This window comes from Pseudoalteromonas sp. BZA4, from assembly GCF_040104395.1.
Lineage (GTDB): Bacteria > Pseudomonadota > Gammaproteobacteria > Enterobacterales > Alteromonadaceae > Pseudoalteromonas.
Window position 1 is genome coordinate 13,254 of the sequence record NZ_JBECOT010000030.1, and the last position, 21,824, is coordinate 35,077.

At 41.6% G+C, this 21,824-nt stretch carries 19 protein-coding genes, 4 tRNA genes and 1 pseudogene; 6 read left to right on the forward strand and 18 right to left on the reverse strand.

What is annotated here, in order from left to right:
- Window positions 1–20: 20 nt before the first annotated feature.
- Window positions 21–257 (forward strand): annotated as a pseudogene (locus ABMY41_RS13145) (response regulator); the annotation flags it as partial.
- 10 nt (window positions 258–267) lie between these two features.
- On the opposite strand, the gene gloA reads toward ABMY41_RS13145, so the two are convergent.
- A complete protein-coding gene (gloA, locus tag ABMY41_RS13150) occupies window positions 268–666 on the reverse strand; it encodes a lactoylglutathione lyase (RefSeq protein ID WP_054553771.1) in 399 nt (132 codons plus the stop codon).
- A gap of 219 nt (window positions 667–885) precedes the next feature.
- A complete protein-coding gene (locus ABMY41_RS13155; protein WP_349274970.1) occupies window positions 886–2,793 on the reverse strand; it encodes an aminotransferase class V-fold PLP-dependent enzyme in 1,908 nt (635 codons plus the stop codon).
- Between the two features lie 254 nt (window positions 2,794–3,047).
- Here ABMY41_RS13155 and ABMY41_RS13160 point away from each other — a divergent pair, with 254 nt between their 5' ends.
- Window positions 3,048–4,586, forward strand: coding sequence for a serine carboxypeptidase (locus tag ABMY41_RS13160; RefSeq protein WP_349274972.1), 1,539 nt, complete (start codon window positions 3,048–3,050; stop codon window positions 4,584–4,586).
- A gap of 117 nt (window positions 4,587–4,703) precedes the next feature.
- On the opposite strand, the gene nth is transcribed toward ABMY41_RS13160, so the two are convergent.
- From nth to ABMY41_RS13220, 12 genes are all read right to left on the reverse strand, one after another.
- Window positions 4,704–5,336: an endonuclease III gene (gene nth, locus ABMY41_RS13165; RefSeq protein ID WP_054553695.1), complete on the reverse strand. Its 633-nt coding sequence runs from the start codon at window positions 5,334–5,336 to the stop codon at window positions 4,704–4,706.
- Window positions 5,337–5,374: 38 nt separating this feature from the next.
- Window positions 5,375–6,073 carry an electron transport complex subunit E gene (locus ABMY41_RS13170; protein ID WP_054553694.1) on the reverse strand — a complete coding sequence of 233 codons (699 nt, stop codon included), beginning with the start codon at window positions 6,071–6,073 and terminating at the stop codon, window positions 5,375–5,377.
- Window positions 6,073–6,708 carry an electron transport complex subunit RsxG gene (gene rsxG, locus ABMY41_RS13175; RefSeq protein WP_054563640.1) on the reverse strand — a complete coding sequence of 212 codons (636 nt, stop codon included), beginning with the start codon at window positions 6,706–6,708 and terminating at the stop codon, window positions 6,073–6,075. The genes ABMY41_RS13170 and rsxG overlap by 1 nt, the downstream gene beginning before the upstream one ends.
- Window positions 6,708–7,763 (reverse strand): electron transport complex subunit RsxD, encoded by a 1,056-nt coding sequence (gene rsxD, locus ABMY41_RS13180; RefSeq protein WP_175083183.1) that lies wholly within the window; start codon window positions 7,761–7,763, stop codon window positions 6,708–6,710. Before rsxD ends, rsxG begins: the two co-directional genes overlap by 1 nt.
- Window positions 7,760–10,231, reverse strand: a complete 2,472-nt coding sequence (gene rsxC / locus ABMY41_RS13185) for an electron transport complex subunit RsxC (protein ID WP_349274974.1) — start codon at window positions 10,229–10,231, stop codon at window positions 7,760–7,762. Before rsxC ends, rsxD begins: the two co-directional genes overlap by 4 nt.
- Before the next feature lie 8 nt (window positions 10,232–10,239).
- Window positions 10,240–10,794: an electron transport complex subunit RsxB gene (gene rsxB / locus ABMY41_RS13190; RefSeq protein ID WP_054563643.1), complete on the reverse strand. Its 555-nt coding sequence runs from the start codon at window positions 10,792–10,794 to the stop codon at window positions 10,240–10,242.
- Between the two features lies 1 nt (window position 10,795).
- Window positions 10,796–11,377, reverse strand: coding sequence for an electron transport complex subunit RsxA (gene rsxA / locus ABMY41_RS13195; protein WP_054553689.1), 582 nt, complete (start codon window positions 11,375–11,377; stop codon window positions 10,796–10,798).
- A gap of 176 nt (window positions 11,378–11,553) precedes the next feature.
- Window positions 11,554–13,497 carry a GGDEF domain-containing protein gene (locus ABMY41_RS13200; RefSeq protein ID WP_289098793.1) on the reverse strand — a complete coding sequence of 648 codons (1,944 nt, stop codon included), beginning with the start codon at window positions 13,495–13,497 and terminating at the stop codon, window positions 11,554–11,556.
- Between the two features lie 195 nt (window positions 13,498–13,692).
- A tRNA-Asn gene (locus tag ABMY41_RS13205) sits at window positions 13,693–13,769 on the reverse strand.
- Between the two features lie 30 nt (window positions 13,770–13,799).
- A tRNA-Asn gene (locus tag ABMY41_RS13210) sits at window positions 13,800–13,876 on the reverse strand.
- Between the two features lie 19 nt (window positions 13,877–13,895).
- Window positions 13,896–13,972, reverse strand: a tRNA-Asn gene (locus ABMY41_RS13215).
- A 21-nt stretch (window positions 13,973–13,993) separates the two neighbouring features.
- Window positions 13,994–14,070 (reverse strand) — tRNA-Asn (locus tag ABMY41_RS13220).
- 1,062 nt (window positions 14,071–15,132) lie between these two features.
- On the opposite strand from ABMY41_RS13220, the gene ABMY41_RS13225 reads away from it, so the two are divergent.
- Genes ABMY41_RS13225 through ABMY41_RS13240 form a run of 4 tightly spaced genes read left to right on the forward strand, consistent with a single transcriptional unit; the run spans window position 15,133 to window position 20,094 of the window.
- The gene (locus ABMY41_RS13225; RefSeq protein ID WP_058583763.1) at window positions 15,133–16,512 is read left to right on the forward strand and encodes an MATE family efflux transporter; all 1,380 of its coding nucleotides are present in this window, start codon (window positions 15,133–15,135) and stop codon (window positions 16,510–16,512) included.
- A complete protein-coding gene (gene uvrB / locus ABMY41_RS13230; RefSeq protein WP_054563646.1) occupies window positions 16,509–18,503 on the forward strand; it encodes an excinuclease ABC subunit UvrB in 1,995 nt (664 codons plus the stop codon). The genes ABMY41_RS13225 and uvrB overlap by 4 nt, the downstream gene beginning before the upstream one ends.
- A gap of 5 nt (window positions 18,504–18,508) precedes the next feature.
- A complete protein-coding gene (locus ABMY41_RS13235) occupies window positions 18,509–19,438 on the forward strand; it encodes a class I SAM-dependent methyltransferase (RefSeq protein WP_349274987.1) in 930 nt (309 codons plus the stop codon).
- Entirely contained in the window at window positions 19,438–20,094 is a 657-nt protein-coding gene (locus ABMY41_RS13240; protein WP_349274977.1) for a tRNA (adenine(22)-N(1))-methyltransferase TrmK, read from the forward strand. The genes ABMY41_RS13235 and ABMY41_RS13240 overlap by 1 nt, the downstream gene beginning before the upstream one ends.
- 15 nt (window positions 20,095–20,109) lie before the next feature.
- Here ABMY41_RS13240 and ABMY41_RS13245 read toward each other — a convergent pair whose 3' ends face one another.
- From ABMY41_RS13245 to ABMY41_RS13260, 4 genes are all read right to left on the reverse strand, one after another.
- Window positions 20,110–20,352 carry a hypothetical protein gene (locus tag ABMY41_RS13245; protein ID WP_058583760.1) on the reverse strand — a complete coding sequence of 81 codons (243 nt, stop codon included), beginning with the start codon at window positions 20,350–20,352 and terminating at the stop codon, window positions 20,110–20,112.
- 69 nt (window positions 20,353–20,421) lie between these two features.
- Window positions 20,422–21,309 carry a DMT family transporter gene (locus ABMY41_RS13250; RefSeq protein ID WP_349274979.1) on the reverse strand — a complete coding sequence of 296 codons (888 nt, stop codon included), beginning with the start codon at window positions 21,307–21,309 and terminating at the stop codon, window positions 20,422–20,424.
- Window positions 21,310–21,381: 72 nt separating this feature from the next.
- Window positions 21,382–21,540 carry a YbaM family protein gene (locus ABMY41_RS13255; RefSeq protein WP_082874113.1) on the reverse strand — a complete coding sequence of 53 codons (159 nt, stop codon included), beginning with the start codon at window positions 21,538–21,540 and terminating at the stop codon, window positions 21,382–21,384.
- Window positions 21,537–21,809 carry a late competence development ComFB family protein gene (locus ABMY41_RS13260; protein WP_105175122.1) on the reverse strand — a complete coding sequence of 91 codons (273 nt, stop codon included), beginning with the start codon at window positions 21,807–21,809 and terminating at the stop codon, window positions 21,537–21,539. The genes ABMY41_RS13255 and ABMY41_RS13260 overlap by 4 nt, the downstream gene beginning before the upstream one ends.
- Between the last annotated feature and the right edge of the window lie 15 nt (window positions 21,810–21,824).

Sequence of the window (21,824 nt, forward strand, 5' to 3'; positions counted from 1 at the left end):
AAACCCTAACACAAGATTACGCACTGATTTTAATGGATATCCAAATGCCGGTGATGGATGGATTAACTGCCAGCGAAAACTTACTTGCAAGGCCAGATTTTGATACGCCGATTATTGCGGTTAGTGCTAATGCTATGAAAGACGACATCGAAAATAGCGCAAAAATTGGTATCAGTGACCATATCGCAAAGCCAATTAATTTTGCTGAACTTGAAAAAGCACTCGCAAACTGGCTATCTCAGCAACCGCTGAAATAGCCAGTATGAATCAAAAAGTGTTGTTATCTTTTTTCTGGATTAACTCAATTGCATAACCATCAGGGTCTTTAACAAATGCGATCTCAGTTGTGCCACCTTTTACAGGACCCGGCTCACGACTCACATTACCGCCAGCAGCTTTAATGTCTTCGCAGGCTTTATAAATATCATCAAACTCGATAGCAATATGACCGTATGCATTACCTAAATCATAGCTGTCTGTATCCCAGTTATAAGTAAGCTCAAGCACGGTCGAATCTTTTTCGTCACCATAACCGACAAAAGCAAGGGTGTAGCGGTACTCTTCGTTGTCTGCACGGCGCAGCTCTTTCATACCTAATACCTGCGTATAAAATTCAATTGATTTATCTAAATCAGCAACGCGAAGCATTGTGTGTAATAAGCGCATTATAAGCATCCTCTTTTTTGTCTTTAAATTCGCACAATTTCGATAACGCAGCATGGTACAACGCTGCGCATTAAAATTATTAAAAATGGATTATAAATTATTTCGATTGCATGCACAGTAGCATTGAGACAAAGCGTTTGATATGAAAAGGGTGATGTTATGCAGCAATAAATAGGGATTGCTGCATAACAATGAGGTTTTTGCGGTATAAGTGAAACCTTAGCTTTTCACTTTACCTTTAAGTACATAAATTTCGCCATCAAAGCTCCCTTGAATTGTCAGGCCCTGACCCGCCAACTCTTTAAGATATTCGATATGCTCATTAGTGATATGTTGCCCCGGCACTAAAAGCGGGATTCCAGGAGGATAAGGCGTCACTAACCCGGCACAAATTCGGTTGTTACTTTTGCTAATTGGCACAGATTCACGTTCGCCATAAAATGCATCACTAGGAATACAGGCTAAGTCAATAGCGGGTAGATTCTCTGGTAGGCGTGTGCGTCTCATTGAAGTGGCAAGTTTTACTTTACCGCTATCGAGTTTCTTCAATGCATTGTAAAGACGTATGATTTTTGAGCGTGTGCCACCAAGAGTCAATAAAACTAAAATGGTGCTGTGTGTATATTTTTCTATTTCAAGGCCAATTTCATCTAATAGGAATTTATGAATATCCTTTAATGAATACGGTAACTCACTAATATCGATAAGGGTCTTCAGCGGATCGTGACCCATGTTATCGCCACTAAAATGTGGGAATATGTCCATGAAATCTTGCTTATCGAGCACTTTAATATGTTTCAGTGAAGCCATTTGCTGCTTAAACTCTGCAACATGATTCAGCAGGGCATTCAGTAATTTATAACCTTCCATTTCTAATTGCTTCTGGCATACATCCAGCGAAGCAATGAGCTGATATTTTGGCGAGGTACTGGCGTAAATACTGTAGATCTCACGGAAGAAATCGGCATCGAAATCAGGATCGTTAACATGAATGTAAGACGCCTGAGAGAACGCTGAAACCACTTTATGTGCCGAATGGGTAACATAGTCTGCGCCAGCATTAATAGCTGAGTAGTGGCGTAAACTCGGGTGGAAAAGCGAGTAAGCAAACCACGCTTCGTCGATAAACACTTTAATACCGTGCTGATGTGCAAATTCAACCACTTGTTTTAAATCGCTAAGCAGGCCATCGTAGGTACAGCCAGTTAAAACCAGTAATTTAGCATCGCTATTTTGTTCAATCGCTTGCTTAATGTCAGCCAATGAAGGGGGCGCGAAGATACCATATTTAGGATTTAAAATACTCGATAAGTAAATAGGTAAACTAGCCGATTGCAAAATGCCGTAATGTACTGATTTATGGCAGTTTCGATCAATGATCACCTTATCGCCTTTACGCAGCAAAGTTTGCAAAATAATCTTATTTGAAGTGGATGACCCATTGGTAACAAAGTAGGTATGTTTTACTTCAAATGTCGCCGCAGCTGATTCTTGAGAGCGGCCTATGGTGTTGGTGCTGTCAGACAGTGAGCCAAGCGAGTCGACAGAAACCGACAGGTCGCCAACAAATACGTTACGGCCATAAAACTGATAAAAGTCTTTAATATACGGAGAATTTCTAAAGCTAGCACCGCCACTGTGACCAGGTGTGTGCCATGAATCGTTCGATTCACCCACATAACGACGGTAGGCGGTCCAAAATGGCGTTTCTGAACGATCATCAAAGTCATTGATCATATAGCCCAAGATTGCTTCAGGGTCTGAAATGACCTCATCTTTGAAAAAGAAAGATTCAATTTCTTCTGACTCGTTAACTATCTCCAAGCCTTTCGTATCGTCACCAATAACATAAACAGGCAGCTCAAGGCGTATGCCTTTTAATTGCTCGATAAAACGGCTATAGGTGCGCTCGCCATTATTCAGTACATCCCAACTAAGTACCACAGCTTGAATATCGCCATCTTCCTCTACATATTTCAACGCCTGCTTGAGCTCAATGCACTCAATAATGTCGATATCAACATCACTGCGCTCAAAATTGGGGATTGTTTTTGCTAGGTTCGTTGAAAGCTCTTTTAAGGTGGCAGGATCTTGCTCAATTAATAAGATACGAAGTAAAGGCAACATAGCAACTCATATAAAAAAATTTCACATTACTCAACAGCATAACGAAAGGACGGAAGCTTGTGAAATTAATACTTTGATATTTTTGTACCGAGACAGGATAAGCTTTTTACATGTTAATCGCAGATAGTTGAAATTACATGTGCTTGCTGTAAAAGTAATCGTTTAAGTACACGGTTAATTGGGCAATAAGTGATAAAGCCACTGAAGCCAGATACAGATAAAAATAAAGATAAACATGCGAGGGAGAATAAAACATGGCGTATGTTGCCAATTTCAAAACTGTAGCCATCTCTACATTGTTTGCGTTTTGTACAAACGCGGTTAATGCAGATGAAGTCTCAAATTCAAACAACAGTAAACAGTCGATACCCGAAGCCGCTAAATTTGTGACCCAGCATAAAGGTACTTTTAATGACAAAAGGCTGAAATACAAAGCTGTAGCCGGTGAAACTTATTTATTAAACAAAAACGAAGAGCCAACTGCTGCTATCTTTTCGTTTGATTATATAGCTGCAAGCGATAACAAAAACAGACCAGTCACATTTATCTGGAATGGTGGCCCAGGCTCATCGTCTAATTGGTTACATATGGGTGCCTATGGTCCTAAACGAGTTGTTGTACCAAGCGATGCTTCACATCCAGGGATGGCTCCTTACGAATTAAAAGATGCGCCTGAGACGATACTTGATGTGACTGATATGGTGTTTGTGGACCCTGTTGGCACAGGTTACTCGCGCGCTTTAGGTGACACTGATAGCAAAGCCTTTTGGGGCTTAAATCAAGATGCAGCCTCTATCGCTGATTTTATTGCCCAGTGGCTAACAAAAGAAAATCGCTGGAATGCGCCAATATTTTTATTGGGGGAGAGCTATGGGACAACACGAGCTGCTGCGGTTTCTAAAGTGCTTATGGATAAACACCTGATTAATGTAAATGGCATTATTTTTGTGTCACAAGCTTTAGACTATCAAGGTTCAAGCCCTTATGTTGATGACAACATTATTTCTTATATCACTTACATACCCACACTTGCTGCAACCGCTTGGTATCATAAAAAAGTAGACACATCTGGAGATTTTGGAGCGTTTATTGATGCGAGCCGACAATTTGCAGTTGATGAATTACTACCAGCCTTATTTAAGGGGAATGCCCTTAGTAAAGCTGACCGAAAGCAAATTGTTGACGGCCTGCACCGTTATACAGGGCTAAGCAAACAATATATTGAGCAGGTTGATTTACGCATTAATGCCTTTAGATTCGCTAAAGAGTTATTGCGTGATGAGGGCGTCGCAGTAGGCTTTCTTGATGGACGTTATAAGCTTGATGAACGAGACGATTTAACAGCAGCTCCTAAGCAAGATGCGTCAAAAGTGATAGGGCCAGCATATAAAGCGGCACTGATGAAATACATGCGCACAGATTTAAACGTACAGTGGAAAAGAAAATATCTAAACCCAGGCGATCCTGAGTTATCAGATAACTGGCGCTGGCGCACAGCGCCTGATGGACAAGGCTGGGAGCCAAGATACGTCAATACAGCGCCAGATTTATCTTATGTGCTTCGCAGCAATCCACAAATGAAAGTAATGGTCGCCTCTGGTTATTACGATATTGTCACGCCATTTTTTGATGCTGAATACACCTTAAATAGACACGGTATATACGCTGATAAAATTGACTATCACTATTATCACGGCGGTCACATGATGTATGTTCACGAACCAGCAAGAGTGGCGCTGTTAAGAGATACGCGAGAATTTATTAAAAAGCAGGTGAGCCAAAACCAGCGATAATGGCTAGACTATATGTGCCAAACTCTGTGTTTGGCACATTTAGAAAATGAGATTATGGTGTGATAGAGGAAGGTGAAGAGCATCACCTTTAGATTGTTTGCTTAGAGAGGACTTTAACTATTCCGTTTTTTCTTTAAACTCACATAAGTCTTCGATAATACAACTGCCGCACTTAGGTTTACGAGCAGTACATACATAGCGACCGTGCAGGATTAACCAGTGGTGTACATCGACCTTAAATTCTTTAGGTACCACTTTTTCTAATTTTTGTTCTACAGCAACTACATCTTTACCCATAGCAAACTTAGTGCGGTTAGATACGCGGAAAATATGCGTATCAACAGCAATAGTCGGCCAGCCAAAGGCACAGTTTAAAACAACATTTGCAGTCTTTCTGCCAACCCCCGGTAATGCTTCGAGCGCTTCACGATTCTCTGGTACTTCTGAGTTATGTTTATTGACCAGAATCTCACACATTTTATAGACATTATTGGCTTTAGAATTAAACAAACCAATGGTCTTGATGTAATCGCGAAGGCCTTCAAGGCCTAAATCAAGAATCGCTTGAGGCGTGTTAGCAACAGGGAATAGCTTACGGGTTGCTTTATTAACACCCACATCTGTAGCTTGTGCTGATAAGGTAACCGCAACTAATAATTCAAACGGGCTTGAGTATTCAAGCTCTGTTTCTGGGTGCGGGTTTTGCTCACGTAAACGAGATAAGATCTCATAGCGCTTTTCTTTATTCATGGTGGCGTAAAGCACGCAGTGACGGTGCGTGCTCTCCTTTAAGTTAAACTTGTCACTCGGGCTCTAGGGCCTTTTTCTGCTTCTGGAGTAACAACTTGCTTAGATTTTATTTGTGTATCAATGACATTTTTTGCAGCAATCAATAAACCAAGCCCTAAAAAGGCACCCGGTGGTAAAATTGCCAATAAAAATTGGTTATCAAAACTAAATACTTCAATTCGAAGTGCAGCAGCCCATGGCCCTAATAATAAATCGGCGCCATCAAATAGCGTACCTTGACCAATAAGCTCTCGCATTGCCCCTAGCACCACTAAAACTAACATAAAGCCAAGCCCCATCATCAGGCCGTCAAAGGCTGAAAGTGGCACGGTATTTTTAGAAGCGAATGCTTCTGCGCGACCGATAATGGCACAGTTGGTAACAATCAGTGGAATAAAAATCCCCAGTGATTGATAAAGGCCAAATGTATAGGCATTCATCATTAGCTGCACGATGGTTACAAAGCCTGCGATGATCATCACAAAAACAGGAATACGAATATCTTTAGGTACCCAGTTACGCACAATCGATACGGTGACGTTAGAACCAACCAGAACCAATAAAGTTGCTAAACCTAGGCCTAATGCATTGGTAATCGTAGAGGTAACGGCAAGTAGCGGGCACAAGCCTAATAACTGCACAAGGGCAGGGTTATTGGCCCACATGCCATCTTTAAATAAAGTTTTAACTTGGCTCATTACTTGGCTCCTTGACAGATGTTTGGCGCAGCAAACAAGTTATCAAATTCAGCTTGGGCAAACAGCACAGCTTGTTTTACTGAGCCGACAACGGCACGCGGTGTAATGGTTGCGCCAGTAAACTGATCAAATTGGCCACCATCTTTTTTAACAGCCCAGCGGCTATCATCTTCACCCAGTACATTTTGGCCTTTGAAAAGGGTGATCCAGTCTGATTTTTTGACCTCAACTTTATCGCCAAGGCCCGGTGTTTCTTCGTGTTTAGTGACACGAACACCCGCTATTTCACCATTGGCAAAAACCGCAGTTAATAAGTTGATATCGCCACTATAACCACTTGGTGTTACATGGCGCATCACTAGAGCATACGGCTTATTATCTTTGTAAGCGCGATAAATAACTTGCTCTGGGCGTGGGCCAAGGCGCTCATCGGTGATTACAACACAATCTTTGTATAGTTGATTGTCATAATGATGGGCATCAAGTACTTGTTGAAGTTGCTCTGCAAGTTGTTGCTTTTCTTGCTCTTCAATACGCTCAGCAGTTAGGCTATGAGTCAGGGCCACAGTGCCTGTGGTAATGAGCGCAAATGCTGTAAGAATAGCGCCGTTTTTAGTCATTGAGGAAAGGATCATTATTTCACCCCATGGCCGTAAGTACGTGGTTTCGTGTAGTAATCAATTAAAGGTACCGCCATATTTAACAGCAATACACTAAATGCCACAGCATCAGGGTAACCACCGAAAGTACGAATTAAGTAAACAAGTAGACCAATTAACGCACCGTAAATTAAACGGCCTCTATTCGTTGTTGATGCAGAAACTGGATCGGTAGCAATAAAGAATGCCCCTAACATGGTTGCACCACTGAATAAATGAAATACCACGCCTGGCTCTGTGCCAGGAGCTGCAATATAACCAATACCACTGCATACGGCCAATGAGGCTAAAAAGCTAACAGGGATATGCCAATTAATGATTTTAGCTTTTAATAAATAAAGCCCCCCGATTAAAAAACCGAGGTTAACCCAGCCCCAACCAAGACCAAACCAGTCATTAAAAAGAGGCTTACTCATGCTCTCAGCCACCGTTAGGTGATGGGCGACATCTGTTTTAACGGTATCAAGTGGCGTTGCCATGGTTGTGCCATCAATCGCGACACGTAATTGATCAACACTAAAACCAGCGCTGGTAAAGCCATTGAAAATAACAGACAGCTGCTGTGAGAAGCTTATCGGAGATGCAAGTAAATCACTAACAGGTAACCAGCTTGTCATTTGCACCGGAAACGATACAAGTAGTAATACATAAGCTGCCATAGCAGGGTTAAATAAATTAAAGCCAAGGCCGCCATAAAGCTGCTTTACAATAACAATTGCAAACAAACAGCCAATTACGATAATCCACCAAGGCGCTAAAGGCGGAATACTCAACGCCAGTAATACGCCTGTTAACCACGCACTACCATCACTGAGTGTTGGCCAAACTTTGCGTTTACGAAGCATCAATACAGCGGCTTCACAGGCGCTAACTGTAATTAGCGCGAGAACAAGCTGAATTAAAACAGCGCTACCAAAAAAGAAAACTTGCGCGATTAAGCCTGGAATACACGCAGCAATCACTGTCATCATTAATCGGCTTAATGATTTATGGCTATGATTATGCGGCGAACTCGCCATGGTTAGTTTCATGACTTATCGTTTCCTTCTTGTTGTAACTTTTTCGCTTTAGCTCTTGCAATGGCACGAGCGACCGCTGCTTTTTTCTTATCTTCGCTAGACTCAGGTTCATCAACCTGCGGTTTTGAATCATCCGTATCGCTTGAATCATCAAGTTGTTCTGATGGTTCGTCACTCTGTGCTTGCTCTTTAGCGGCTTTTTTCGCTTTGGCTCGAGCTATGGCAGCTGCAACAGCGGCTTTTTTCTTATCTTCGCTAGATTCAGGAGCATCAGACTGCGGCTTGGCATCAGCCTCATCATTTGAATCATTTATTTGCTCTGAAGAATCGTCACTCTGTGCTTGCTCTTTAGCGGCTTTTTTCGCTTTGGCGCGAGCGATAGCGGCAGCAACGGCGGCTTTTTTCTTATCTTCGTTAGATTCAGGAGCGTCAGCTTGTGGCTGGGCATCTGCCTCAGCACTTGAATCATTAGTTTGCTGTGAAGAGTCATCACTCTGCGCTTGCTCTTTAGCTGCTTTTTTGGCTTTAGCACGGGCGATAGCAGCTGCAACAGCAGCTTTTTTGTCATCAACTGGCGCGCTATCTTCTTCAGCTTCAGTTTGATTCTCAGCAGCTTGCGCTGCTTTTTTCGCTTTAGCACGAGCGATAGCAGCTGCAACTGCAGCTTTTTTGTCATCTTTTGGCGCAGCGTCAGTTTCAGCAGAAGCGTTTTCTTCTGTAGCTTGTGCGGCTTTTTTCGCTTTAGCGCGGGCAATAGCGGCAGCAACAGCAGACTTTTTATCGTCTTTATCGACGCCTTCTTCACCTTGCTCTAGTGCTTTTTGCTCTTTGTATTTACGTGCTTGTTCTTTACGCGCTGCACGCTCTTTAGCTACTTCAGAGTTATCAGGCTCAAGCTCAGCACCTTGCTTTTTCGCTTTCGCACGGGCAATAGCTGCAGCGACAGCCGACTTACTGTCTTTATCATCAGATTTAGATTTAACACGCGCGAGTGCATCGGCCACTTTTTGTTTTTCGCCATCTGACTTAGCAGCCGGCTTACGTTTATGGCGGTTTTGACGCTCTTCTTGTTCGCGCTCTAAGCGCTCTTTACGTGCTTCAAAACGCTCTTTTGCTCGCTCTGCTTTGATTTGCTCTGCTTGCTGCTCTTTGATTTCAGCTTTAGCAACACGATAGTACTGCACCAAGGGGATTTCGCTTGGGCAAACATAAGCACAGGCGCCACATTCAATACAATCGAATAAATTGTGCTCGTTGAGTTTGTCGTATTCTTTAGACTTAGCAAACCATTGTAATTGCTGAGGTAACAAAGAAGCAGGGCAGGCGTCAGCACAGGCACTACAACGAATACAGGCTTTTTCATCACCCGGCTCAGCAAGCTCTTGGTGATCTGGCGCTAAAATACAGTTAGTCGTTTTAACCACACCAATACGCACGGTTGGTAAAGTAAAGCCCATCATTGGACCGCCCATAACCACACGTTGCTGTGGAACCGGAGAAAAGCCTTGGCAGTCTAATAAATGTTTAATTTCAGTGCCTAGTAAAGCCCACACATTACCTTGTTTATGAATGGTGTTACCGGTTACCGTTACTACACGCTCTATAAGAGGTTTACCTTCATGTACGGCTTGATTTACCGCAAACAAAGTACCGACATTTTGCACCAACATACCAATATCGGCAGGAATACTACCACTTGGGACTTCTTTGCCCGTTAGCAGTTTAATTAGCTGTTTTTCACCGCCAGAGGGGTAAACCGTTGGTACAGTTTGTACTATTATTCTGTCGTTATGTTGTGCTGCTTGTTCCATGGCAGCAATAGCATCGGGCTTATTATCTTCAATACCAATAATTGTCAGCTGTGGACTTAACAGCTGCTGCATTAATTCAATACCGGCAATTATGCCATCGGCATGTTCGCGCATTAGCATGTCATCAGCAGTGATATAAGGTTCACACTCGACGGCATTAACAATTAAAAACTCAATGGCTTTACGGGTATCAGCTTTTACATAGGTTGGGAAACCTGCGCCGCCCATACCTGCAATACCACTTTGATGAATAATATCGACAAGCTCATCATGGGAAAGTGCTTTGGCATCAGTTACAGGGTTAAGCTCGCACCAGTTATCTTCACCATCAGGTTCAATAATAACGCTAAGTTCAGGCAACGCCGACGGGTGAGCAGAGGGTATTGGGCAAATATCGCTGATCAAGCCTGATGTTGGCGCGTGCACAGGCACTGACCAATTACCGCTTGGTTTAGTTAATGCTTGGCCTTTTAGAACCTGCTGGCCTTTTTCAACAATAAGTTTACCGTTAGCACCAATATGTTGTTTTAGAGAAACAACGAGCTTGTCTGGTAGTGGCAGTCTTGCAATGGCTTGTGTTGTTGATTGCAGTTTTTGACCCGGTGGGTGAATGCCCCCAGGTATAGACCACACTTTGCCTTGTTTAATTTGATCTATTAACTTTTCCATCTGTGCTCCTAATCTACCTGAGTCACAGGGATTGCGTTTAATTGCCATTTCCAGGTTTGTTTAGTTTCTTTTACAGGCAGCATATCAATACAGTCTACAGGGCATGGTTCAACACATAAGTCACAACCGGTACATTCATCAATTAATACAGTGTGCATTTGGCGGGTTGCGCCAACGATGGCATCAACAGGGCAGGCTTGAATACATTTGGTACAGCCAATACATTCATCTTCACGAATATAGGCAACAGTTTTAACAGGATCTGCTTGCTCACCGCCAGCCAGCGGTTTTGCTTCTACACCCATTAAATCAGCGAGTTTTTTTACCGTGGCTTCGCCGCCTGGCGGGCACTTATTTATTTCGTCACCATTGGCAATTGCTTCTGCATAGGGACGACAGCCAGGGTAGCCACATTGGCCACACTGTGTTTGCGGTAAAATGGTATCAATTTGGTCAACAATAGGGTTGCTCTCAACGCGAAAACGAACGGCGGCAAAACCTAAAATTAAACCAAATATTAGCGCTAATGAACCTAACGCTATCAAAGCATAAAACAAGGTCATATTAAAACTTCACTAATCCTGTAAAACCCATAAAGGCCATCGACATAAGGCCTGCGGTGATCATCGCAATTGAAGCACCCTTAAAAGGAGCAGGGACATCAGCCGCAGCTAAACGCTCACGTAATGCGGCAAACAGTATTAACACCATAGAGAAGCCCACTGCGGCACCAAAGCCGTACACAGCCGATTGTAAGAATGAATGGTCTTCTTTGATATTAAGTAGGGCAACACCTAATACAGCACAGTTAGTGGTGATAAGTGGTAAGAAAATCCCTAATAAGCGATAAAGTGTCGGGCTGGTTTTTCTCACCACCATTTCGGTAAATTGCACGACAACAGCGATAACCAAAATAAAACTCATGGTACGCAAAAATTCGATATCCAGCGGGATCAAAATATAATGATTCACCAGATAACTGGTCACGGAGGCAAGTGTAAGTACAAAGGTTGTGGCTAAAGACATACCAATCGCGGTATCTAACTTACCCGATACACCCATAAACGGGCATAAACCTAAAAATTGAACTAAAACGAAGTTGTTGACTAGCACAGTGCCAATCAATAACAAGACATACTCTGTCATGCGTGCCTCACGAGAATAAAAACGGCTCTATTATCCTTTTTTATGGGGGCCGACACAACACATGAGGGACGAATAGCTAAAATTAACAAAGCTGTTTGCGATTAAAGTGTTAAAGCAAAGTTAATAGCTGGAATAGGCCCAAAAACAGTAAGGTTTTTTGGGCCTAAAAGAGGGGCTTATATATCTTTTGGCTTTTCGATGTAATAGCCTTGCACACCATCTAAACAAAGTGTTTCGATGATATGTTTTTCTTCTTGGCTTTCTACGCCTTCAGCAAATACACTCACACCAATGCGGTGAGCTAAATCCACCATTAAGCGCATGAAGTATTGATTGTTTTTATCTTCTTCGAGGCCGCGAGTATAGCTTGCATCCATTTTGATAAAGTCAGGTTTTAAGTCTCTAAAGAATTTAAATGAGGTTAACCCCACACCAAAGCGTTCTACAGTAATACGTGCACCTACTCGGTGTACCATATCGATAAAGCGTTTACTTGCTTTTATGTTTTGTTGTAAACCAAATTCACTGACTTCAAACACTAACTTCGATGCGATGTTACTGTCTTTCAGTAGGCGGCGCTCAAGCCAGATCACAAACTGATCATTGTGAGCACTTGATGCCGTAACATTAATACCAAAGAATTTTTCTGAGAAATTACGGGTTTTAATTTTTTCTAAAGTGGTGTCGATAATTAAGCGATCAATCTCCATTGCCATATCAAGCTTCTCTGCCATAGCAAGGAAAGAGGCGGTAGGCAGCATTTGGTTTTCTGCTGTTTTAAAACGAACTTGGATCTCTGCATAGGCCTTAACACTTTTACCTATTGGCATGATGTTTTGCATAACCAAATGCACACGTTTTGTTTCGATCACTTCATTAATTACTTTGCGCCAGTTTTGATTACCAAAACCTGCGCTAGCATTATTAACTAAGTCAGTTTCGCGCTGCACATGCCATGCATTTGCTTGTTTTGATTGCGCCATACTCATAGCATTATCAACAATTGATAATAACTCACCAAGCGGCTTACCTTTTTCGTAACCGACAATACCTGTGTTGGCAACTGAGCTTAATTCTTGATTTTGTTGATACTGTGTAAAACGAGACTGTAAATTATCACCAAAGCGTTCTGCTTCTTTAAGAGGAGTATTAGGCAGTACCACCGCAAAGTCAGAGCTGTTTAATCGAAAAACCTGGCTACCTGTATATGTGCCACTGATATGCTTAATAATATCAGCTACACCTTTAACGTATTCATCACCTTTTTGGTAGCCTCTAGTTTGGTTAATGGCTTGCAGTTCACTACAACGAACCATCGCAAGCGAGCCAAAGGTGCTCTTTTCTGCGTTTTCAATGTGCTTTTCGTAGTACTCAACAAACATATTTCGATTGCCAAGGTTTGTGACTACATCTTTATACGCTTCTTTTTTAATGCTTAGGGCATTATTTTGAATATCATCATGCTTAGTTTGTAAGAAATGTGATAGGCGATTGAATGATGGAATTAAATCTTTGCTCAGCCTTTTTAAGCGGGAAGCATCCATCGCTTGCTCTAGACCATCATCAATTTGGTTTTGATTAATATAAATATCTACGATATCTGCAACGGTAGTACTAATTTTACGATTAAGGCGGCTGAACATACTCTTCATATAAATAATAGGAAGTAGGGCGATGAGGCCTGAGATCAAAATAACGACGAATAAAGATTGTTGTAAAAGTTCGGCTAAGTCATAAGCATTGATCGTAAATTCAACTTTTATATCGGATGCTTGATTAACAGCAAATTGAGGACGGATTGAATTTAAACTGTTATTTACAATTTCAGCAAACAAGGGCAGGGGACGGTTTGATTCAACCATGGTAACCACCTCACCAGACTTATTGCGTAAAACAAACTTTGAAAAAGTATTGCCATCGGCAAGGGTTTGTTTAATTTTATCAGGTGAAAGCTCTTCTATTGTTTGTAAATTAATGTATGTGTTAACGACGCGTTGAGCTTTATGCTGAGCATCACTGACGGCACTATCAAAACTAAGTGCAATAAAATAACCACCTAATAAAGCAAACAGCAGCCAAGATATCAGTTGTATAAATATAAGTTTTTTAAAGCCAGCCATGTTTATTTTCTTTTAAAAGCCTGAAAGGAAGGAATCAATTCCATGATTGATCGCTTTTATTAAAGTTATTGTAATCTATCGTAAGCAATAGAAATAACTTTAGAAATAACTTTAATGTAGGGTAGATTATAAGTGCTTTAAAGTCTAATACAATCGAAGAATAGTAGTAGATAAACTTGATTGTTTTCTGTGAGTTGGCTCCCCCTCCCCGACTCGAACGGGGGACCTGCGGATTAACAGTCCGTCGCTCTAACCAACTGAGCTAAGGGGGAACTAAAATAGAATAGTGTGGTGCTATGATTTGGCTCCCCCTCCCCGACTCGAACGGGGGACCTGCGGATTAACAGTCCGTCGCTCTAACCAACTGAGCTAAGGGGGAACAATCATATTCATAAACTTGGCTCCCCCTCCCCGACTCGAACGGGGGACCTGCGGATTAACAGTCCGTCGCTCTAACCAACTGAGCTAAGGGGGAATCGTTTATCATTGAAAAACTTGGCTCCCCCTCCCCGACTCGAACGGGGGACCTGCGGATTAACAGTCCGTCGCTCTAACCAACTGAGCTAAGGGGGAAGCGTCATGCCTTTCAACGGGGCGAAATATTAATGACAGCATTGCAAAGTGTCAACATAAAAACTTCATAAATTCAAAAAAGAAGCTTATTCGATGTTTTTATGTTCGATCTGAGCAAAATGTAGCTGAAAAGCTCAACATTTTTTGCTTAGCAGCGGGGGATCTATGTCGAATGCATCACTTTTTTGCATGCTTTTTGAGCTGAGTCATTTTTTAAAAATATAAAAAAGGTTTCTTTGCTAAGTCATTCTTTACCAAATCGAGGAAATCACTATTTATGTAATGTTTTTTTCGGATGGCAAAAAATAGATCTAATTCTTTTCGTGGCAGTTCCCACTCCTGATATTTTTTAGTGTATTTCCTTAATGGGGTAAAGGTAGGGTTCCCCGATTTTTGATAGAAAATTCTAAAATTAGTTGGCTTCAATTATACACAAGGTAATTTTAGTTCTTTTTATCAGATGTTTAGCTTGTAATCTTTCCTTGTATTTTAATTGTCATACTTAAGTTCACGTTGCTGTAGAACATTTTTTGCGCCTTCTTTTCACTAAACTTATAAAAGGGTTAAAACAAGATGCTTTGCTATTTATAGTATTGTGCGTTTCAGGCTAGCCTTAAAAGCCTTTATATTTGCGGCTTCTAGAGAGTTATCCACGGTTTCTGTGGATAACTCTGTTTATTAAACTTTAAGAACAGCTATAGTGCTAGGATTTTCGAGGGCTACAGCAATTTCAAGTATTTAATTCACTTTTTTTAATTCATTTTAAATCAATGTGTTAGTGTTTTTATCTGAAGCCTTGCTGAATTGATGAGTAAATTTATTCGTGACGATGAAATGGTGCTATTTATTGTGTAAAAAAACAGCGAATACTGCCTTTTAATTGTAACAAAGCTATTAAACTTGTTTTTATATTGTTTTTTATGAGGGTTAGTCGTTATTTTTATGTCAAAGCGTCAAAAGTAATAGTTTTGTGTATGAATTTTGATTCTATTAATAAAGCATAGCTTGCAGGAGAAGGATGCTTTAAACTTACAGGTTCAGAAAAAGAGGCAAAGTATTCCCATGAGCGTGAAACCGCAGAGCAAAACTAAACCTGATCTTTTAAACTCACCCATTCTGCCAACCTTGAAAAAAATGACCATTCCTATGATCTTTGGCATGATCACCCTAATGATGTTTAATTTGGTTGATACCTTCTTCATTAGTTTGTTAGGTACAGAGCCTCTCGCCGCTGTCAGTTTTACCTTTCCTGTTACTTTTACTGTTATTAGCCTTGCAATTGGTTTAGGGATAGGTACCTCTGCGGTGATAGCTAAAGCACTTGGTAGTGATAAGTTAGATGAAGCACGTTTTGATGCCAGCATGTCGTTGTTGGTATCGGTGGTGATGGTGTTTAGCTTATCTGTAGTAGGTTATTTATTAATAGATCCGATCTTTAAGTTATTGGGTGCTGGCGAATTAGTCTTACCGCTTATTCATGAGTATATGAGTGTGTGGTTCTTAGGCAGCGTATTTCTAATTACCCCTATGGTTGGCAACTCAGTGCTTAGAGCCAGTGGCGATACCAAAACACCGAGCATTGTTATGGGTGGAGCAGGGCTGATTAATGCCATCTTAGACCCTATACTTATTTTTGGTTTTGGACCTGTTCCGGCATTAGGTATTCAAGGCGCAGCTATTGCTAGTGTTATTGCATGGTCAGTTGCTGTCGTTATCATTTTATACATCCTTGCGGTAAAAAATGGTCTATTGAGTTTGCATGCTGGTGTACAAACGCCGCTTAGCTCGATTCGTAAAATTCTTAAAATTGGTTTACCTGCGGCTGGCGCAAATATGCTGACACCTATTGCCATGGCGGTCATGACAGCATTAGTGGCTAAACATGGTCCTGAAGCGGTAGCGGCGTTTGGTGTAGGCAGTCGCATTGAATCTATTGCAAGCCTTGTGGTGCTTGCTTTGTCGATGACCTTGCCGCCATTTGTGAGTCAAAACTTTGGGGCAGGTAAGTTTGAGCGTGTTAAAGAAGCCTACACAAAAACCTTGAAATTCGTGATGATTTGGCAGTTCGCTATTTATATTTTACTGCTGTTAACCTCTGGCTTTATCGCTGATGTATTTGGTAAAGAGCAAGCGGTAATGGATGTGATTAAGTTATTCATTTATATCTTGCCGTTGAGTTATGGCCTGCAAGGGGTGATTATTTTATCTAACTCTTCATTTAATGCTCTGCATAAACCAATGAATGCACTGATTTTAAGTGTAGTACGCCTGTTTGTTTTTTATGTACCTTTTGCTTATATAGGCAGCGAAATTGCAGGCTTAACCGGTTTATTTATTGGTGCGGCGATTGGTAACTTATTCACTGCAATGGTTGCCTATAAATGGTTTATCAAAGAAGTTGATGGGTTAAGTGAGTCATATATGAAGGAGTGTCATTCATGAGCGACCATTTCCAACTAGTTTCTAAGTTTCAGCCAAGTGGTGACCAACCAACGGCAATAGCACAATTAAAAGATGGCCTAGAGGCTGGGCTTGCGCATCAAACATTATTAGGGGCTACGGGAACGGGTAAAACCTTCACCATGGCCAATATTATTAATGATTTGAATCGTCCAACTATCATCATGGCACACAACAAAACACTCGCTGCACAGCTTTATGGCGAAATGAAAGAGTTCTTCCCTCATAATGCGGTTGAGTATTTTGTATCTTATTACGATTATTACCAGCCAGAAGCCTACGTTGTTGCCAGCGATACCTTTATTGAAAAAGACGCCTCCATCAATGAGCATATTGAACAAATGCGTTTAAGTGCCACCAAAGCGCTGCTTGAGCGACGCGATACCATTATTGTGGCTTCGGTGTCTGCTATTTATGGTTTGGGCGACCCTGACTCATACATGAAGATGATGCTCTTGCTGAAAGTGGGTGAAACCGTCGATCAGCGCGATATGCTGCGTCGTCTTGCTGAGCTGCAATATACACGCAACGATATTGAATTTAGCCGCGGTACATACCGTGTACGTGGCGAAGTGGTCGATATATTTCCAGCTGAATCGGATACTTACGCTGTTCGTGTGGAAATGTTTGACGATGAAATTGAACGTTTAAGTATTTTTGACCCGCTTACAGGGGCTGTTGAAAAGCACATTGTGCGCGCAACTATTTACCCGAAAACTCACTATGTAACTCCCCGTGAAAAAATTCTTGATGCCATTGATAAAATTAAAGGTGAGCTTAAAGACCGCCGAGCTCAGCTACTTAGTGCCAACAAACTTGTGGAAGAGCAGCGTATTGCTCAGCGCACCCAGTACGATATTGAAATGATGACCGAGCTTGGTTATTGCTCAGGCATTGAAAACTACTCGCGATATTTATCTGGCAGAACACCAGGCGATCCACCTCCGACATTATTAGATTACCTACCTGATGATGCATTGATGATTATTGATGAATCACACGTTACTGTGTCGCAAATTGGTGCTATGTATAAAGGCGATAGAAGCCGTAAGGAAAATCTTGTTGAGTATGGCTTTCGCTTGCCATCGGCATTAGATAACCGCCCATTACGCTTTGAAGAATTTGAAGCCATTGCGCCGCAAACTATTTATGTGTCGGCAACACCTGGTGACTTTGAGCTTGAGCGCTCATCAGGGGAGGTTGCTGAGCAGGTCATTCGTCCAACCGGGCTTATAGACCCTGAAATTGAAGTGCGCCCTGTGGGCACCCAGGTTGATGACTTACTTTCTGAGATCTATAAACGAGTTGAAGTGAACGAGCGGGTACTTGTTACTACTTTAACTAAGCGCATGGCAGAAGATTTAACCGACTATCTCAACGACCATGATGTAAAAGTTCGCTACTTGCACTCAGACATCGACACCGTTGAACGAGTCGAAATTATCCGTGATTTACGTGCCGGTGTGTTTGATGTGTTAGTGGGCATTAACTTATTGCGAGAAGGTCTCGACATGCCAGAGGTTTCACTTGTTGCGATACTTGATGCTGATAAAGAAGGCTTCTTACGTTCGACTCGCTCACTTATTCAAACCATTGGTCGTGCTGCGCGTCACTTAAATGGTAAAGCGATTCTGTATGGCGACCGCATAACTAACTCGATGCGACAAGCCATTGATGAAACAGACCGTCGCCGTGAAAAACAACAAGCTTATAACCTTGAGCATGGTATAGAGCCGCAAGCACTGGTTAAAAGTATCACCGATATTATGGATGTGGGTGAAGAGGCAAGTCCGAAAGATAACCTTAAGTTGGTGCGTAAAGAGTCTAAACAAGTGCTCAGCGCGAAAGATATTGCTAGCCAAATCAAAACCCTTGAAGCGAAAATGCATGCTTATGCTAGCGATCTTGAGTTTGAAAAAGCGGCGTCTGTGCGTGATGAAATTCACGAATTACAACAACAGTTAATTAACTAAAGATGATGACAAACGATTTTTCTGCCATTTTAAGTGCCTTAGCAGAGGCTCCACTTGCTGCTAATGAATTATGTCGTGTATTCCATGGCCGTGGTCACTCAGTCGCTGAGCTGAGCCACATAAACTTAGACTTTTATCCGCCAGCACTTTTTTTAGTTTCATATGAAGAAATAGATGAACAAGTGCTTGCGCAATTAACTGATACCCTGTGGCAATGGGCGCAACAGAATGCGCCAGAGCTTGTAAGTGCATTGGTTTTCCAACAACGTAGTGGCATTAACACTCGTAATGCCCTGATGTTTGGTGAATTACCCCAAGAGCACCATGTCAGTGAAAATGGTATTAAGTTTAAAGTCGATTTATTGAGTCGCCAAAATACTGGGATTTTCCCTGATATGCGCCGTGGCCGAGAGTTTGTTCAAGCCAATAGTAAAAATGCAAAAGTGCTCAACCTATTTTCATATACATGTGGCTTCTCTGTTGCAGCAATGCAGGGTGGGGCAGACCAAGTTATAAATATGGACATGAATAAAGGTGTGCTGCGCACGGGTAAACAAAATCATCAGCTAAATGGTTTTGCTCAAGGGGTTAGTTATTTACCGCACGATATTTTAAAATCATTCGGTAAACTAAAAAAATCAGCGCCCTATGAATTAATCATTGTTGATCCACCGAGCTTTCAAAAGGGCAGCTTTATATTGACCAAGGATTATCAAAAAATCTTGCGTCGTTTACCTGAGCTGTTAAATGAAAACACCCAATTATTACTGTGTGCCAATAGCCCTGAGCTTTCAGAGCAGGCGTTTAAAGATCTCATTAGCGATCATACACAAGGAGCAATTAGTTTTGTTGAGCGATTAGCTCCTACCGATGGTTTTATTGAAGTAGACAGTGATCGCAGCTTAAAAGCGTTAGTTTATAAAACAGCAAACTAATGGCACTGAGTAAACGACTATCAGCCATCATTGATGTGGTAGATTCAGGTTATGACGAAATCTGGGATTGTTGCTGTGATCACGGTTTGTTAGGCATTGAGCTGCTACAGCAAGATAAAGCACCGCTTATACATTTTGTTGATATTGTGCCTGAGTTAATGCAGGCACTAGGTGATAAACTCGAACGTTTTGCTAAAAGAGAGCAACGCGGCCGTTGGCAGGTACATTGCCAAGATGTAGCAATGATTTCACCAGATCCTAAAAAACGCCATCTTGTTATTATTGCTGGAGTGGGTGGTGAGTTGTTAGTGCAGTTCTTAGCGAAGATTGTAAGCCAACAGCCAAATACGCATATCGACTTTATTGTTTGCCCAGTGCATCACAGTTATCAAGTTCGTAGCTATTTACAAACACTGCCATTGGGGCTCGTCTCTGAGCAGTTGGTGTGTGAAAACAAACGATTTTATGAAGTTATTGCCATGAGTGCGTCATCCTCGCAACAGATCACTCGAGTTGGGCACTCAATGTGGCAGCTAACAAATAAAGAGCACCAAACATATTTAAAGCAGTTATGTGCTCATTACCAACGCATGTTAAATCAAGACGCCGATTATTATCAGCCTGTGCTTGAACAATACAGTGCATTATTGTCTTAATTAGAGTTAACTTAATTAAAGTTTATTAATCTCTTGTTTTACGTTGTAGCTAGAGTCAGTGACAATGGCTTCGAGGGTTTGTACACGCTCTCTTAGCTCTTGCAACTCTTTTGTTACTTCGGCTACATGTTCGTTTGCTTCTTTTGAATTTTTTAAAGTTCGTGATTTAAACTCAAGGTGTTTTTTATACATATCATAAATTACCCCAGAGCCGACTGATATCAGCACGATTAACACCACCATGGTAGTACCTGACATACACTTCTCCTTCCTTTTTTAGTATCTAACAGAATATAGATTGTATTTAAAAATGCAATTTGCATTCTGTTACAAGGTGTTTCGTTTTAGAAATGGCTTGATGCGAATAAAGCCAGTGACCAGCATGGTACCTGCGATAACACACAGTGCGCCAACCAAGGTATTGGGACCAATTTGCTCATCTAAAATTAAATTTCCCCACACTATGCCAAAAAGTGGAATCAAAAAAGTAACAGTCAACGCGGAGGTTGGGCCAATGTCATCAATCAAGCGAAAGAACAAGATATATGCCACTGCAGTACACAGCACTCCGAGTGCCACCACACCAAGCATAACCTCGTTACTTGGCATTTCTCTGGCGGGAATAACAAAAATAAGCGGCAGTACCATGATACTCGCCGCCCACATACTGCCATGGGCATTATCAAAAGCAGATAACTTAGGTGCATGTTTAGTGTAATGGGATGCGATGGCGTAGCTGAGTGAAGCACACAATGCCGCAACAATTGCTGTGATAGATTGGCTGTCGATAGTGAGGCTATTTTGCCCCACTAAAATGGCTACGCCCGTTAAGCCTAATAGCAAGCCAAGCAGCATACTTTTAGTGGGTTTGGTTTTACTCCAAATAATACCGACTATGGCGCCCCAAATTGGCGTTGTTGAGTTTAATATGGATAAGGTAGATGCATTAATTGTTTGTGCTGAAAAGGCAAACAATAAAAAGGGAATGGCGGAATTAAGCGCGCCAATAATGAAAAAATGCTTTTTGTGGGTCGTGAAAGCCAGTTTCTTGCGTAAGTACAGCGCAAAAATAAACAGTGTTATTGCTGCAAAGCCGACTCTTAACTCAATTAATACTGCAGGGCCTAAGCTATTCGCTGCCATGCGCATAAATAAGAAGGAAGCGCCCCAAATAGCAGCAAGGATGAATAAGCGTAATAAACTTGGCAATGACATGGTTTTACATTCTTAAATTATAAAACCTGAGCATAACAAATTTATGCCCCAATACTCGCCATTTTCGGACTATTAATCAGTTGATTGTGGGAGTTTCTTTTCGAAATCAGACTTTACGATTTCTAAAGCTGCTAATACATCTTCGGCAGGTACGTCGTTTTGTTCTAAGAGCATAATGAGATCTACAGCAATCTTGATGTAGTTAGGCGCGCTATCTAACTCATTACTCATTTTTGCAGTTCCTTTTTCTTAGCAACTTGGCTGATCGCTACATCGATGGCCGTTTGCACTTGTTGCTCCATTTTAATACGCTCTGTTTGAGGTAAATAAAATTCCATATCGACATCGTAACGGATGTAACGGGCAGGCAGTTGGTTTAATACGGTGCAGCATAAATCTGCCATAATATCATCACTATAGGTTGATTCTAAGTTGCGTTTAGTGATGTCTTCGACAACTAATTTTTCATAGTAGTTGTGAATGTCGTCATGCATTTTCATACAAAATAAGCCTAA